Origin of the sequence: Burkholderia territorii (genome assembly GCF_001718335.1) — a bacterium.
Taxonomy (GTDB): Bacteria; Pseudomonadota; Gammaproteobacteria; order Burkholderiales; family Burkholderiaceae; genus Burkholderia; species Burkholderia territorii.
Map to the genome: position 1 here is coordinate 2,188,297 of NZ_CP013365.1, position 15,096 is coordinate 2,203,392.

The 15,096-nt window shown below is 62.8% G+C and carries 10 protein-coding genes and 1 pseudogene; 5 read left to right on the top strand and 6 right to left on the bottom strand.

What is annotated here, in order from left to right; translation table 11 throughout:
- Window positions 1-166: 166 nt before the first annotated feature.
- Window positions 167-411, top strand: a pseudogene (locus tag WS51_RS30815) (transposase); the annotation flags it as partial.
- A gap of 37 nt (window positions 412-448) precedes the next feature.
- On the opposite strand, the gene WS51_RS32695 reads toward WS51_RS30815, so the two are convergent.
- The 4 genes from WS51_RS32695 to WS51_RS09640 form a co-directional block, all read right to left on the bottom strand.
- Window positions 449-1,450: a fimbrial protein gene (locus WS51_RS32695; protein ID WP_208606671.1), complete on the bottom strand. Its 1,002-nt coding sequence runs from the start codon at window positions 1,448-1,450 to the stop codon at window positions 449-451.
- Window positions 1,451-1,708: 258 nt separating this feature from the next.
- Complete coding sequence (locus tag WS51_RS09630; RefSeq protein ID WP_069229014.1) at window positions 1,709-4,267, bottom strand: fimbria/pilus outer membrane usher protein; 2,559 nt, start codon at window positions 4,265-4,267, stop codon at window positions 1,709-1,711.
- 118 nt (window positions 4,268-4,385) lie between these two features.
- Entirely contained in the window at window positions 4,386-5,129 is a 744-nt protein-coding gene (locus tag WS51_RS09635) for a fimbrial biogenesis chaperone (protein ID WP_069229015.1), read from the bottom strand.
- Window positions 5,130-5,211: 82 nt separating this feature from the next.
- Window positions 5,212-5,751: a fimbrial protein gene (locus WS51_RS09640; RefSeq protein ID WP_230941353.1), complete on the bottom strand. Its 540-nt coding sequence runs from the start codon at window positions 5,749-5,751 to the stop codon at window positions 5,212-5,214.
- Window positions 5,752-6,493: 742 nt separating this feature from the next.
- On the opposite strand from WS51_RS09640, the gene WS51_RS32045 reads away from it, so the two are divergent.
- Window positions 6,494-6,658 carry a hypothetical protein gene (locus WS51_RS32045; protein ID WP_155773578.1) on the top strand — a complete coding sequence of 55 codons (165 nt, stop codon included), beginning with the start codon at window positions 6,494-6,496 and terminating at the stop codon, window positions 6,656-6,658.
- On the opposite strand, the gene WS51_RS09645 is transcribed toward WS51_RS32045, so the two are convergent.
- Complete coding sequence (locus WS51_RS09645; RefSeq protein WP_081333539.1) at window positions 6,637-9,684, bottom strand: ATP-binding protein; 3,048 nt, start codon at window positions 9,682-9,684, stop codon at window positions 6,637-6,639. The genes WS51_RS32045 and WS51_RS09645 overlap by 22 nt on opposite strands.
- 238 nt (window positions 9,685-9,922) lie before the next feature.
- Between WS51_RS09645 and WS51_RS09650 the strand changes: the two genes are divergently transcribed.
- The 3 genes from WS51_RS09650 (at window position 9,923) to WS51_RS09660 (ending at window position 13,077) form a co-directional block, all read left to right on the top strand.
- Window positions 9,923-10,591 carry a response regulator gene (locus WS51_RS09650; RefSeq protein ID WP_060107527.1) on the top strand — a complete coding sequence of 223 codons (669 nt, stop codon included), beginning with the start codon at window positions 9,923-9,925 and terminating at the stop codon, window positions 10,589-10,591.
- Between the two features lie 439 nt (window positions 10,592-11,030).
- A complete protein-coding gene (locus tag WS51_RS09655; RefSeq protein WP_236872350.1) occupies window positions 11,031-11,825 on the top strand; it encodes a response regulator in 795 nt (264 codons plus the stop codon).
- A gap of 400 nt (window positions 11,826-12,225) precedes the next feature.
- Window positions 12,226-13,077 carry an alpha/beta fold hydrolase gene (locus WS51_RS09660; protein ID WP_059772846.1) on the top strand — a complete coding sequence of 284 codons (852 nt, stop codon included), beginning with the start codon at window positions 12,226-12,228 and terminating at the stop codon, window positions 13,075-13,077.
- 473 nt (window positions 13,078-13,550) lie between these two features.
- Here the strand turns inward: WS51_RS09660 and opcM are convergent, their stop codons facing one another.
- Window positions 13,551-15,092 (bottom strand): multidrug efflux transporter outer membrane subunit OpcM, encoded by a 1,542-nt coding sequence (gene opcM / locus WS51_RS09665; RefSeq protein ID WP_069229016.1) that lies wholly within the window; start codon window positions 15,090-15,092, stop codon window positions 13,551-13,553.
- Window positions 15,093-15,096: the final 4 nt, after the last annotated feature.

Here is a 15,096-nt window from a genome sequence, read left to right on the forward strand (position 1 = left end):
GAAGGCGAAAGTCACATGTCTCTTTGAGATGGTATCGGGGCACATGTGCGAAGTGGGAATCCATCCGGGCGTCGCCGCGATGGTGGTCAACGACAAAGGCGTGATCGCGATCTTGACCGAGCCGCTTGGCCAGGGGGCTCCGACTCGGGCTCGGCCTTGCGATCCCATCGCGCATCGTCGAGCGTTGCGCGATCGTGGTATCGAGCCAGTGATCGCCAAGCGCCGTGCCGAACATGGCAGTCGCCGTGGCAAATATCGCTGGTCGTCGAACGCGCGCATGCCTGGCTGAATCACTTCCGTCGCCTCCGTATGCATTTCGAGCGCCGCGCCGACATTCACAACTTGTTCCTCAAACTCAGCTGCTGCTCGATCTGCCGTAACAACTTGCAGCGCACTCAGCAGCCTCTTTGAAACCGTCTCCAAGCCATTTGAACCACAGCCAAACGGCTTACCGGTACTCGAGTGTCACCGCCATTGCACCATTCACCGTACCCGTCGTCACCGCAGCATCGGTCTGTATGTACGACGCCTCCATCGGAATCGCATATGAGCCGCCGGTCGTCTTGTCGTAGGCATCGACCTTGATTGATTGGCCGAAGTTGACCGGCGCCCCTTTGTCGTCCGCAACGAAAATCTTCAAACCGCTCGCAGTCGAGTTAGCGCTGAGCGGCAATACTCCAGGAGCGCCGGCAACGGCACCGCCCGCAGGCCGTAATGAATAACCCACCTGGTTGTAGCCCTTAGGGCAGCTATTGACGCGAAGCTGGAAGCGCTGCGTGCCGTGCGTCGAGCCAACGGTGTCGAACTTTCTGGCCGTGATGGACGGTAGCGTCACGCTCTGACTCGGCACTGAGCATGTGCCTTGAATCGGTGTAATCGTCCCTGTCAAGTCGATCCGAAATACTGTACTAGACTCATGAGTCGAGATGTAAAAATATGACCTCCACGCATTGGTGCTGTTAAGACTGCCTCCGGTGATCTTGTTCCCATCGGCAATTAGCTGCAATTCGACGGGTTTGTCTAACGCGATGTTAGTTGAAGAAGTGGTGGTTATTGGGGTGCCATTGATCAGCATCTGCACGCTAACACCGGTCACGCTCGTTGGCATGAGCGGGCCTTGCACGCCGCCATTGGCGGTCAAGAGCGTCATGCTCCTCAAGGTACAAGTCGGGCGCGAACCACCACAGATGGTCTGAGACGACATATATTCCCGTCCCAACACTGTGCCGGCCGCTGGCACGGCCGGTACGGCGTAGTTGCCGGCGAACGCTGTACCAAAGGACGGCGACGCTGCATGGGCCAAGGAAGGCGAGAAAGCCATTGTCCCCAAGGCGATAGCGCGTATACGCCGGGACGCCAACATCACGTGCGCCATGCGAATAGAAAGCTGCGGGACGATCACAATAGCTCGTCTCTTCTTAAGACGCATGTATGTCAGCATTCTTTTCATCTTGATATCAAACCGGTACTGTGTCTGTGATTCGGGAGAACGCATCACTATGACGCGCCGTGAGTGAAATTTCGGTTCCAATTAGTTGGCCTGGCCGGACGGCAACGTCTGCACCGGCATTTCGCCGCAGCCTCGGCCTTGGACAACGTGGACATCGCCTGCCACTGGCCTTCTTCCCACTTCACCGCCAGCGTGTCCTTCTCTTGATTGAGCAGCAGAAATGTCTGCCGCCGGGATCTGCAATACCCAACTAAAAAACTACCGACACCGCACACTCTGTCGCACGTAATACCGCCCGGCTTCCGCCTTCGGTAACGCATACGGCGCCTGGCACTGCCCATCCTTCCACTTGACTGCCAGCGTTCCCTGCTCCCGATCGAGCAGCACGAGCGCGTTACCGCCCGGATCGACAATGCCCAATTGCTTGCCGGTTTCCTCATCTTCCAGGCTGGCCCCGAACGGCACCGGCTGACCATCCGCCTGCGCAACGTCGAACTGCACGCGCCGTCCGCCGTTCGCCTTGAACACCGCTTCGACCGCCGCGCCACGGCGAGGCACCACCTGTTTAACCGTATCGATCAATTCCACGTCTGCTCCGAGGTTCCGCGTGTCCGGACGCAGCGTATTCACGCGATAGGGCTGCGCGTAGGGCACCACCATGTAGCCGTTCCGGCCAATGCTCACGCCGTCGTCGGTCCGCACGTCCGCCCCCTTCACGCCCTCGACCTTCATCAACGCAAAGGTATCGCCGAGCGTCCGGCTCAGATTGACGCCGCCGCGGTGCACGACCAGCGCGCCCGTCGCGCCGACGCTGGCCGACTGATAGCTGCGTGCGTAGTTGTAGCTGCCCGTCAATTGCCCGATGTCTGCGTTGTGCGTCAGGCTCGCACCGGCCGTCGCACCTTGCCCCTGATTCGTATAACCGGATTGCGCCGCGTACGACGTCCGCTCGTTGAAGCTGCCGCTCACGCCCGCACGCACGTTGGCGGCGCCGGAGCTGTCACGGCTGACGTTCGTATAGGCACGCGGCGAACGAACCTGCTTACCGAGTGGAATCGACAGCGAGGCCATCACCTGCGTGTTCGAGCCCGAGTTGCCGTATCGGGTGTCGCGCGACTGCGTGAAGCTCAGGTTGTAGCTCAACTGCTTCCAGTTGTTCCCGTAGCCCATGCTGACACTTCGGCTCGAACCGGACTGGTTCCAGTACGTCTGCTGGCTGACGTTCAGATAAACGCTGCCGTATTTCCGCTCCGGACCGAGATCCTGGCTCGTCGTCAGATCGACCCGCGAACGGCTGCGCGCGGCCCGAATGCCGCTTGCTCCGTTGACGTCGCTAACGTGGTCGCTGAACGTCCGGTAACCCTCGGTCGAATATCGATACGCTGCCAGCGTGAAGTTGGTGTTGGTGCTCGTGAAAGTCTTCGCATACAAGATGCGCACACTCTGGCCAGCGTTGCGTGCGCCCTGCGCGCGGCTGATCGACTGCGTGACGTCGAGCGACAGTGCGCCGATCGGCGTATTGGTGCCGACGCCCAGGTTGAACGCCTGGAAATCCTTGGAAACCTGAAAGCCGCCCGCGACCGTGCTGTTGTCGGTCAGGCCGTACACTACCGAGCCCGTCGCCAGCATGGGCGACGCATCCTCGCCGCCCTGATACTGTCCGGCCAAAAAGTTGTACTTCATCCGGCCTTTGCGCAGCATCAGCGGCAGGCTCGAGAAGGCCTGGCGCGTCACATGCTTGCTGCCGTCCGCCTCCGTCACCGTGATTTCCAGGTCGCCGTTGGACCCCGACGGGAAGATGTCGGTCAGTTCGAACGGACCAGGCGGAACGTTCGCGCGATACAGCACGTAACCACTCTGACGCACTTCCACCACCGCGTTGCTGAACGCCTGCCCGCGAATCACCGGTGCATAGCCGCGCTCGCTGTCCGGCAGCATTGCGTCATCCGACCCGAGCTGCACGCCGCGAAAGCGCACGCTGTCGAACAACGTGGAATCCGAATATTGCTCGCCGATCGCGAGCTGCGACTTGAGCGACGTGATATCGCGTTCGACCAGCGTACGGTTGCTTTTGAATTGCGGCTTGCCGCCCGTGCCGCCACTGAAACTGGACTCATTGCGCAAACGCCATGGGCCGAGGTTGACGCCGTTTTGAAGACCAAGGAAATAGGCGCGGCTGTCGCCCGCGAAGGCGCTGTGATTATAGTTGCCGGTGAACTGGTAGTTCACGTACCCGGCCGCGACGCCGGCATCCCACAGCGCTGGATCGACGTAACCACGTGCCGTGCGCGACAGGAATGCCTGCGGAATGCTGAGATCGAGCCGCAACCGGCCGGCGTCGAAGTCCACCGCAGCCTGGTCCATCGTATTCGGCACGTCGATACACGAAGTGTCGTTCACTTCGGGCACCGGTGTCAGCGCGTGCAAGTTGACGCCGAAATCCCGAAGCATTTGTGCAGTCAAGCACGGCTCGATTCGCCCCTTCGTTTCGTCGAGACGGAAATTGATATCGCGGCGCGTAACGAGATCACCGTTGACCTGCACTTCGACTCGATAGGTGCCCGGAGGCACGCTGTTATCAGCTGTCAGAACCGACGACAGATCAGTCGGTCGGCCGCGATCGTGCAGGAAGTTCGTATTGAACGCCAGAGTCATCGGTGCGGCCTGAGCGACAACCGTATCCGCCGTTTCCGCGTGTGCCTTGTTGACGATAGCAAGGCATATCGCGAGATACAGCGGCGTCGCACGCGGAAACGCGGTGGACGGAATCGATCCGGCCACGCTGCACGGCGATGTTGTAAACGGTCGGTCTGGCATCGAGGTTAAACTCCGGCGACGGTTGAGTCAGGCAAAATTTGCCAGCGCAGATAGGAATACGAAATGACTTTGGTCGAACGAAAAATGAAACCGGCCGGCGTCACCCGCGCGGCCGCGCTCAGTGCGTGACGGAAACCGGTGCTGCGGACTGACCGGCAGGCAACGTTACGCGATAAGATTCCCGTCCGCCGAAATCGTTGACGATCTCGTAACGAAGTTCAGGTGCGGCTTCGTTTGCTGGCAACTTGACCGGCATGCTCGCCGACGCACCGGGCGCGACCATCTTGGCGTCGATGACGGACGCATCCGTGCTGCCCGTGTGCCACTTCGCATCGACGACCGTGACGTGATACAGACCGGCATTCTTCACATGGAGAACTGCCTTGCCTGATTCGCGATCGAGGCGCCACTGCAGATGCCCGGGCGCCTGTTGCGGATCGCCCTTCAGCCCCGTCGGCCGAAAAAAGACCTTGATCCGCTGACGAACCGCGAGCTGAAGAACGTTGTCACCGGCGGAAGCCTGCGGGATTTCCTGCACATTCAGCCAGAATGCGGATTCTCGATCCGCGGGCAAGCCGACGCCCTCGTACAGCACGCGAAGCAGTTGCTGCCGATTCGCAGGCACCTTGACAAGCGGCGGCGTTACCGCGAACGGCAACGCCTGGCTGCTGGCGTCGTCGAGCGGATCGAGCCAGGACTGGATCAACGCTTCCGCGCCGTCATTGTTGACGACGACAGACGCTTCCTTGTTCTTGCCGTCGAAGATGACGCGTGTGGCGGCCAATGAAATCGCAGCATGTGTCGCGGGCGTAATCAACGCGCACGCGAGCGCCACTCCGGCGGCGAAGTATCGAGTTTTCATAGCGAGGAGACCTGCAGAAGTGCAGCAGGGACGAGCGCCCCTGCTGCACGTTGAAGGCGACTCAAAGCCGCCTGAAGGGAACTTACTCGTAGCTCAGCGTGAACGGCAGGCTCGCGTTCGCGATACCGGCCGTGACCTTCGACGGATCCTGTGCCACATAAGCGGCGGCAAAGCGCACGTTGATTGCACCGGCTTGCGTCAGCTCCGTCTGCGCCAGCAGATCGCCGTTGCTCAGGTCGAATGCATTTGCGCCCGCGCCGGTGCCTTCATACACGGCGATGCCGACGTTCTGCGCGTACCCCGAGGCGGTCGTGCCGTTGTTCACGCGAATCGATTTGTTGTCTGCGCTCAATTCCGAAGGCTGACCCGCGAACTTCATGCTGACCTTCGCGCCGGTCTTACAGGCGATGTTGAAGTTGGCCGTACCCGATCCGCTCGCCATGAACTTCGGTGCTGCCACAGTGCCGACGTCATCGGTCGCGATCGTGCCCATGTTCACGTTGATCGCCCCCGCGTCGCCCGTGACCGAGCTCACCTTGCAAGTATCGTTCACGATCGAGCCCTGGAAGTTGATCACGCCATCAACGGTATCCGCCATCGCGACGGAAGAGAATGCAGCCATCGCAGCGCCAGCGAGAATCATTTTTGCTTTCATCATATTTCCCATATTAATCAGGACGACGAATATATACGCGCCCTTGCTTTAAATGAAAAGGCATCGCACTACACGCGAACCCTTTTCCTACCCTTCATCGAAAAGGTCTTTTCATTATCTTCATCCGATGCTCCCAACACCATCAGATTGGTACGAAAAGTCGTTATCCTATATATTCTCGTTAAACCTCCATCCGGAATAGTATGATCCGGCACTCGCCGAAAGCCCCCCACATTCACACATGGAACGATATGACATCGAACAACGCGTGCCTGGATACGAGCGGGCCTCAATAGGCTACCCTCGATCGACGCCAGGTGCTGCGTCGGGTGCCATTCGGTGAATCAGCTTGTCGCCACTTTTGAGCGCCCTGCATCGAACCGCTTGAAATATGAAACTCGGGCTGCAACGCACGAGAACGTGCGCCCAGGGCACCCATCTGATCATCGATGCGCCCCAATGACACGTGCGGGTCTCGGCGAGCTGTGCATAACCTGACGACGTCAGATTTACATCTCTAGATCAGCTCTGACACCAACCGATGGGGCATTGAATTTCCGCATCGGGAATGGCTGATGGAATTGTCGCTAAGCAAGCAAATTGAAACAATCGTACTCGGGGCGAATTCCCGGCCTTGGCGGCTCGTACTCGTACGAAAAGAGAACGTGTTCCGCAGATCGTTGGAGATCCAAAGTCGACATCACATCTCATGGAAGGTCATGCGGGCGTTCTGAAACATACGAAGCGGCGTGAAATGCGACGATGGATCATCGGTGCCGCATGGCTCGAAATGCAGAAGCGCTTCGATCTCGATCGCACCCCGCTCAACAACACGACCGTGCCAGTGACGGCTCAATCGTTCGCACCAGCATGACGCGATTCCAGCTCCGTCGCGATCCGCTCGAGCGCAGATGTCACGCAGGAGCGCATCCTGGCCAGCGCATCGGACGCCTCTCCGCCGTCGACGTCCGGCGCGTGGCGAATCGCGTCCTCCAGCCGCACACAGGCATCGACCACCGCCTGCTCGTGAATCATCGCAAATGCACCCTTGATCGAATGAACGCGCGAGCCCAAGGTTTCCCAGTCGCCATGGGCCATCGCCTCGTCGATGGCCGACAGCGACTCGTCCGTGCGCTGATCGAGCGCGGCCACGAGCGCCGGCGACAACACGATCGACCGTTCGGCCGCTGCGACGATCGCCGCGGCGGCATGCGGATCCGTGGCGAGCTTCAAGTGCTTGCGCGCGACCGCATCGATCGACGCAAGCGACATCGGCTTGAGCAGCACGCCCGAAATCCCCGCTTCCTGCGCACGCCGCGTATTGGCCGCCGTGACGTCAGCGGTAATCGCGATGATCGGCGTGCGAGCGCCCTGGTTGCGCAGGCATGTCGCGAGCGTGTAGCCGTCCATCGTCGGCATCGCCAGATCCGTCAGCACCAGATCGTAATGCCGCTCATTGAAATAGCGCAGCGCGACGAGCCCGTTCTCGACGATGTCGCACGTGTAGCCGAGCGCGTCGAGCTGGTCGCGGATGAGTTCGCGATTGACCTCGTGGTCCTCGGCCACGAGCACGTGGATGCCGCGCATGTCGGTGTCCGCCTCCGGAGTGCCGCCGTCCGTTTCCACGTCGACTGCCATATGGTCGTCGGGTGATATCGGCAGCGTCACGGTGAAGGTGCTGCCCCGTCCGACCTCGCTGTCCACCGCGATCGCGCCGCCCATCGATTCGGCGATGCGCTTGCACAGCGCAAGGCCCAGCCCGGTACCGCCGAAGCGTCGCGTGATCGACACGTCAGCCTGATCGAACGCGTCGAAGATGTGTACCTGACGATCGGCGGCAATGCCGATTCCCGTGTCGGTCACAGCGATGACGATCGGCGACGCAGGAAGGCCGCCCCCGCCGGCCCGCACGTCGATCGATACATGGCCGTCATCGGTGAACTTGATCGCGTTTCCCACCAGGTTGACGACGATCTGCCGGATGCGCCCCGGGTCACCGACATAGTGTCTCGGCAGCGCGGAATCGATCGACCAGTTGAGCGCGATCCCTTTGCGTTGCGCGAGCGGCATGAGCATCGCGACCGCATCCGAGATCAGCCGTGCCAGGTCGAACCTGATCGATTCGAAGCTCATCTCGCCCGCCTCGACCTTCGAGAAATCGAGGATGTCGTTGAGAACGTCCAGCAACGCGCGCGACGACGACGCGACCGTGCGCACGCGCCCCGCCACGGGCGCGGCTTGCGGCAGCCGCTCCAGCAATTCGAGGTGACCGAGAATCGCATTGAGCGGCGTGCGGATTTCGTGGCTCATCGCGGCGAGAAAGGCCGTCTTGGCCGCGTTCGCGCTATCGGCCGCGTGCTTGGCCGCGGTCAACTGGCGAGCCAGCCGACGCTCGGCCGTCACGTCGGAAAATGCCGCGACCACCACCGGCCGCCCCTGATAGTGCGCCGGCGTCAGCTTGGCCGCGAGATCGATCATCCCGCCGTCGTCGCCGGGCAGGCTCAGCTGGAGGTCGGCCGTCGCCGCGCGGCTGCCGCGCTGCTTGAGGAATGTCGCCGGCGCATGGCGCTTCAGCACGTCGCCGATGAGCGTGCCGTCGCGCGCGCCGACACGAGCCTCCAGCGCCAGCATATGCGCGCTTTCGAGCAGCACGGTGTTGTCGCTCACGTTGACCAGGGCGAGCCCGACCGGTGCCGTCTCGATCAGCGTGCGGCTCAGATGTTCGCTGTCGAACACGCGCTCCGAACGTTCGAACAGCGGCGCGACGACCTTGCGATTGAAGAGGATCACGAACGTCCATAACAGCACGAGCGCGAGCGCGGTGGCGCTCGCGGTGCCGGCGATGCGCCGCGCCACGGTCTTCACGATGACGTTCCGGGGCAATACGTAGACGAGCGACCATCCCGATCGGGCGAGCGGCATGGAAATCGTCATCGCGCCATCCGCGTAGCGCTCGGTCAACTGCGACGACGCGTTCGCGCTCTGTTCCGCAAGCACCTGCCGGATTGCCGCGTTGCCGAGCGGAGGGGCCGACGTGCTCACCACGGGCACGCCGCGCGCATCGACGATCATGTACGTACCGGCAAACGAACCCGGAACGATCGACTCGATCAGCCTTTCCGGCATGTACTGCCCGACGACGACACCGAAGAGCCGGCTGCCCTCGAACATCCCGGCGGCGACGCGGTAGTACGTCTGCCCGGTCACCGGATCCGGCTCCGGTGACAACCAATGGAGCTCGCGCGCGCCTTCCCGCGGGACGGCCCACTGGTCGACAGTGTCGAGACCGGCCAGGTAATAGCGGGCCAGGCGCGCCCGATCGGCAATGGCGCCAGCCACGCGCGGATCAGACAAATCAGGCAGCGGGCTGAGGCCGACTACTGACATCGAGGGGAAGACCACGTACCCCTTCGCCTGCCACGACATATATTGCGCTTCGCTCTGCGATTTCATCTGGTGCCGGGAAAAGCCGGCAGGGCCTTTCGCGTACATCAGAATGCGCCGCATCTGGTCGTCCGGACTCCCCGGAACGCCCGGCAAACGGAGCAACAAAGGCAGGTTCACATCCTCCGCGGACGGAAAGATCATCTGACCGCCATGTGCGTCGAACCGCCGCCGCACCTCGGGATCGGCGAGGCCCGAAGCTTCCCAGCCGGTTTCGCCCTGCACGGCGGCGAGCCGCACGCGGACCGCGCTGACGTAGACCCTGTCCAGCACCAGCGCCTGGTCCCGACTGAACGTCTGCCGCTCGTCACCGATGTAGCTACGCAAGGCCCCGGTCAGACTCAGCCCGAACGTGAGCAGGATGAAGAACGTCAGTACCCCGGCACCCGAGAACAACAGGATCTGCTGATGGGTGCGAAAGCGGCTGAGCTCGTTGAGCGACGGGGTCACACGCATGGTGGGCCTTGACGTAAGCGGGTTTCGGAACAGTTATCGAGCTTCAGTATCGCGACCGCGACGCACGCCGGCCTCCGGCACGCAAGCGACGACGCGCGTTCGCCGGGGCGCGGCTCACTGCCGGCGAAATAAGACGGGTATGATTCATACTTCGCCCCCTTCGGGATGCCGGCACCGCGACCGCCGCATCGTCGATTGGCGGGCGAACACACTATCCGGGGCGGCAATCGCGAACAACATGAACCAGTTTTCGATACGAGTGATTATCGCGGACGATCATCCGACGGTGCTGGGTGGGCTCGTCCACACACTGGAACCGATTGGCACCGTCAAGGTCGTCGCGACATGCGGAAACGCGACGGAACTCATCAAGACACTCGAGCGACAGCCCTGCGACATCATCGTCTCCGACTATGCGATGCCGGGTGGCGAATACGCCGACGGCCTCGCGCTCTTCGAGTACCTGCAGCGGCATTACCCGAACATTGGCCTGATTGCATTGACGGCAATGGGCAGCCCCGCCGTGATCCGCTCGCTGATGTCGATCGGCATTTCGTCGATCCTGAGCAAATCCGACGCGACCGGCCATATCGTCACGGCGATTCACGCACGTTACGCCGGCGGTGCGTATTTATCGCCGATCATCGAAGCGATCGTCAAGCACACGGAGATCGATTCGTCTGGCGCCGGACAACCGCTCTCGCCGCGGGAACACGAAGTGGTCCGGCTGTTCGCATCCGGCCTGTCGACGACCGAAATCAGCAAGCGTCTGAACCGCAGCAAGCAAACGGTGAGCACGCAGAAGGCGGCGGCGATGCGCAAGCTCGGCGTCGCGAACGACGTGGAATTGATCCGCTACGCCATCGACGCGAAACTGATTCCTGCCTCCCCCGGCAGCACGGAGTGAATCCGGTTTCGTAACGGCGCGGCAATCCCGCCCGTGGGGTCGCACGCCGCGCCTGTCGCCGGGCGTTGCTTGTCCGTCGGAAATTCAGAGGACACATTGTCTCTGGTCGGCCGAGCGTGGCGTGATCGCATGCCCTCGAGAATCTACACATTCCGTTCGCACGCCTCGCGGCCGTACGCGAGGCGCTCGTGAAAATCGGCGCTTGCATCGCCATGGGCGGCACCTTGAAAAGGCGCTCCGCCACGGCATCCTGAGCAGCCGAGCCATCGTCCGATCGAAATTTCGTACGTGTACGACGCCATCTTCCCCCACGTCGATCGCACATACGATACCGGCCCCTCCGCAATCTCACTAGACTTTCCAGTGCCCTTCCCGGGGCGCTACTTCGTCGGACGGCGAGCGAATTCGCAACGATCGATCGCGTTCGCCACCCGCATCGGTGACGACCCGGCGCCGGCCGACAAGGTCCCGCGTCGCCGTTTGCCACGCGACGAACCGGCCGGACGCGAAGCGACTTCTTCGTCGTTCGATCGCCATGGTTCGAGGAGCGCCCTTTGCCCAGTGCCAACCGGATAACCATCCCATGAAGAAATTCGCCATACGCGTCGTGATTGCCGACGATCATCCCGCCGTGCTGTTCGGTTTGCAACAGATCCTCGAAACCGTCGACACGTTTCGGCTCGTCGGCGTGTGCCAGAACTCGACGGAATTGATCGCGACGCTGAGGCGCGCACCGTGCGACGTCGTGCTGTCCGACTATACGATGCCGCCGGGTGAGTACGGCGACGGGCTCGCCCTGTTCGGCTACTTGCAGCGGCATTTCCCCGACGTCGGGCTGGTCGTGTTCACGATGATGTCCAATCCCGTGGTGATCCGATCGCTGATCGCGCAAGGCGTGTCGTCGGTACTGAGCAAGGCCGATCCGATCGGGCACATCATCACGGCGATTCATGCGAGCTACGCAAGCGGCAAGTACACGTCGCCGAGCATCAGCGCCCTGCTCGCCAACGCGCAACTTGCCGCGCCGGGCCCGATGCACGATCTTTCGCCGCGCGAGGCTGAGGTGCTGCGGCTGCTCGTCTCCGGACAATCCGTCGCCGACATCGCGCGGCACTTGAGGCGCAGCAAGCAAACTGTCAGCACGCAAAAACGCAGCGTAATGCGCAAGTTCGGCGCGGCGACCGACATGGAACTGATCAAGTTCGCATTGGAGGCCACCGATCAGCGCAAGTGAGACGCTGCAAAAAGGTAGATTACATGCATCGCGGATGAGTCGGCTTCGCTATGGAACCTCAGCCCCCGACGTCAACACATTCCAGCACGGGCCGCACTTGCGTATCACGCTCACCCGAACTGTCGAGCGCGTATAAAGCGCTCGGCGAACCTTACGTCATACTTTCACGGCGCATTCCGTTGGTCAGCCGGCCAACCGTTTTCTTCCGAAAATCGGCGCCTTATGTCGTAACACCACGGACTTTTCACGAAGTCCGCCGCCCCCCGCCTCCTCTCCCATGGGCGTGTGGCGGGATTACCATCAATAAAATTGATCGTGACGATGAAAATTATGCGTTTTCCTTGCAGCTTGCCGTGAGGCATAGTTGCGACGTGATGACGCACCCATTGAGTTTTCAGTCATGAACATGCGAATCGAGCCGTCGGTGCTCGCGAACCCCGACCTGCAATTTGCGACGCTGTCGTCGGGCATCAGCCTGCCGTACGTCGAGCGGGGCAGCGGCGCGCCGATGGTGTTCGTGCACGGATCGTTGTGCGACTACCGTTACTGGGATCCGCAACTCGCGTCGCTGTCGGCGCACTACCGCTGCATCGCACCGAGCCTGAGCCACTACTGGCCGGCCGTCGAAGCCGGCATCCAGGACGAATTCAGCTGGCAGAACCATGTCGACGAACTCGCCGAATTCATCGACGCGCTCGATCTCGGCCCCGTGCATCTCGTCGGCCACTCGCGTGGCGGCAGCGTCGCGTTCAACGTCGCCCGCCAGCATCCGCACCTCGTCGACACGCTGACGCTTGCCGATCCGGGCGGCCCGCTGCAACAGCCGGGCGTGCGCGAAGCCGCGCTGCCGGCCGCCGCGATCGCGTTGCGCACGAAGGCCGTGACCCTGATCGGGCAAGGCGAAGTGGAAGCCGGCCTCGAGATGTTCGTCGATTCGGTCAGCCTGCCCGGCGCGTGGAAGAAGAGCACTTCGCGCTTTCGCACGATGGCGATCGACAACGCGAGCACGCTGCCGAAGCAACTGCAGGATCCGCTGCCCGCGTATTCGCAGCAAACGGCGTCGGATATCGCATGCCGCACGCTGCTGATCGACGGCCAGCGCAGCCCGAAAATGTTCCGCAACAACGTCGAAACGCTCGCGCAGTGGATCGGCGACGCACACCGGCAGACCGTCGCAGGCGCATCGCACGGGATGAACGCGGCGAGCCCCGCGGTGTTCAATCGTTACGTGCACGAGTTCGTGACCGCGTAATGTTCGCGGGTGGCATGCAAGCCGCCCGCCGCTTCCTCTTCCCTTCCTCAGGACGCGATGCAAGCTACTATGCATCGCGTCACCCGCAGCCGGTTGCCGAGTAGCGCGATCGGTCCCGACCGCGCATCACCGCATCACGCAATTCGCATACGCTGCCGAACAACCGGTGTACGTCAGCGTGCCTGGTGCGGCGATGATTCGCCGCACCGGACGGTGTGTCGCTTGAAGGCTAGACCGTTAGTTGCAATCGAAATGCGGCTGCTTCTTCGATCGAATCGGCAAGTGTCGCGCTCCCGTAACGGCGCGTCCGGCGATATCAGATCGCCGAACGTACGGATGTGCAGCCGGAGCCGAAGCCCGAATCGCACGCATGAAAAAACCCGATCCGCGTCGCCGCGGATCGGGTCGTTCAAACCTTCAGCCAGACTCCGGTGTCGGTGACGCATGGCGAAGCACCACGCGTCACCAACGCCTTAACGCACGGCGACGTCCTGCTTGCCCGTCCCCGCATCGCCGACGGCAGCCGACGCCGGCGCCGCGCCCCATCCGCCGCCCAGCGCGCGAATCAGGTTGACGGTCGACACGGCCTGCGCACCGGTCAGCTGGTTCGCCTGCAATTGCGACTGCAGCACCGACCGCTCGCTGTCGATCACGTCGAGATAAGCGACCTCGCCTTCCTGATACTGCGTACGCGACAGCTTCGCCGCACGACGCGACGCATTGACGGCCGCCTCCTGCGCGCGAATCTGATCGTCGAGCAAACGCAGATCGGCGAGATTGTCCTCGACCTCACGGAACGCGACGAGCACCTGCTGCCGGTAGTTCGCGACCTGCTCGTCGTACTGCGCGCGTGCCTGCTGCACGCCGGCCGCGCGGCGGCCGCCGTCGAACAGCGGCAACGTCAGCGCGGTGCCGGCGAACGGCCCCAGCAGGAACGTGCGGCTCGACCACAAGAACAGGTTGCCGAGCGTCGACGCCTCATAGCCGAACGAACCCGTGATATCGAGCTTCGGGAAATACGCCGACTTCGCGAGGCCGATCCGCGCATTCGCGGCGGCCATCGCGCGCTCGGCCGCCGACACGTCCGGGCGGCGTTCGAGCAGCGCCGACGGCAGGCCCGGCGGCACCTTCACCGCGACCGGCACGAGCGGCGTTTCCTTGAACGCAAAATCCGCCGGCGCCTTGCCGAGCAGGATCGCGAGCGCATGCTCGGACGCCGCGCGCCGGCGCGCGACGCCGACTGCGTCGGCTTGCGCGCTCGCCAGCTCGTTCTTCGCGCGCGACACGTCGAGCTCGCTGATGTCGCCTTCGTTGAAGCGGCGCTGCACGAGCTTCAGCGCTTCCTCGCGCAGCTCGACGGTGCGGCGATACAGGTCCTGGTCCGAATCGAGCTGGCGCAGTTCGAAGTAGTTCTGCGCGACGTCCGCCTGCAGCGCGAGCTGCACCGAACGGAACAGCGCTTCGCTCTGCGCCTGGTCGGCACGCGACGCCTCGACGTTGCGGCTCACGCGGCCGAACAGGTCGGCCTCGTACGACACCGTGCCCTGCGCGCGCCACAGCGTCGCGGTCGTCGGGCCGGTGCCCTGCGGCTGGAACTGCGACGCCGACGACAGCCCTTCCCGTGTCGGCCCGAACCCGGCGCCGATCTGCGGGAACCACTGCGAGCGCGCGGTGCGCGTTGCGGCACGTGCTTCCTCGACGCGCGCCGCCGCGGCCTTCAGGTTCTGGTTCGCGGCGAGCGCCTGCGACTCGAGCGAGTCGAGCACCGGATCGCCGAATACCTTCCACCATTCGCCGCGATGCTCGCCGTCCGCCGGCTCGGCCGTCTTCCATGTGCCGGCCTGTTCGCCGGGCGCGAGCGTGGGCGCTTCCTTGAACGCCGCGGGCGTCGACACGTCCGGGCGCTTGTAGTCGGGCCCGACCGCGCACGCGGCGAGCAGCGTCGCGAGCAGGGTGCTCCCGGCCGCCACCTTCGCGAAACGCATCAGGCCATTCGAGTTGTGCATGTTGTCCATCTTG

Coding starts and splice junctions, on each gene's coding strand:
- WS51_RS32695 (WP_208606671.1), bottom strand. CDS start 1,450: ATGAAAAGAATGCTGACATACATGCGTCTTAAGAAGAGACGAGCTATT.
- WS51_RS09630 (WP_069229014.1), bottom strand. CDS start 4,267: ATGCCAGACCGACCGTTTACAACATCGCCGTGCAGCGTGGCCGGATCG.
- WS51_RS09635 (WP_069229015.1), bottom strand. CDS start 5,129: ATGAAAACTCGATACTTCGCCGCCGGAGTGGCGCTCGCGTGCGCGTTG.
- WS51_RS09640 (WP_230941353.1), bottom strand. CDS start 5,751: ATGGCTGCATTCTCTTCCGTCGCGATGGCGGATACCGTTGATGGCGTG.
- WS51_RS32045 (WP_155773578.1), top strand. CDS start 6,494: ATGGAAGGTCATGCGGGCGTTCTGAAACATACGAAGCGGCGTGAAATG.
- WS51_RS09645 (WP_081333539.1), bottom strand. CDS start 9,684: ATGCGTGTGACCCCGTCGCTCAACGAGCTCAGCCGCTTTCGCACCCAT.
- WS51_RS09650 (WP_060107527.1), top strand. CDS start 9,923: ATGAACCAGTTTTCGATACGAGTGATTATCGCGGACGATCATCCGACG.
- WS51_RS09660 (WP_059772846.1), top strand. CDS start 12,226: ATGAACATGCGAATCGAGCCGTCGGTGCTCGCGAACCCCGACCTGCAA.
- opcM (WP_069229016.1), bottom strand. CDS start 15,092: ATGGACAACATGCACAACTCGAATGGCCTGATGCGTTTCGCGAAGGTG.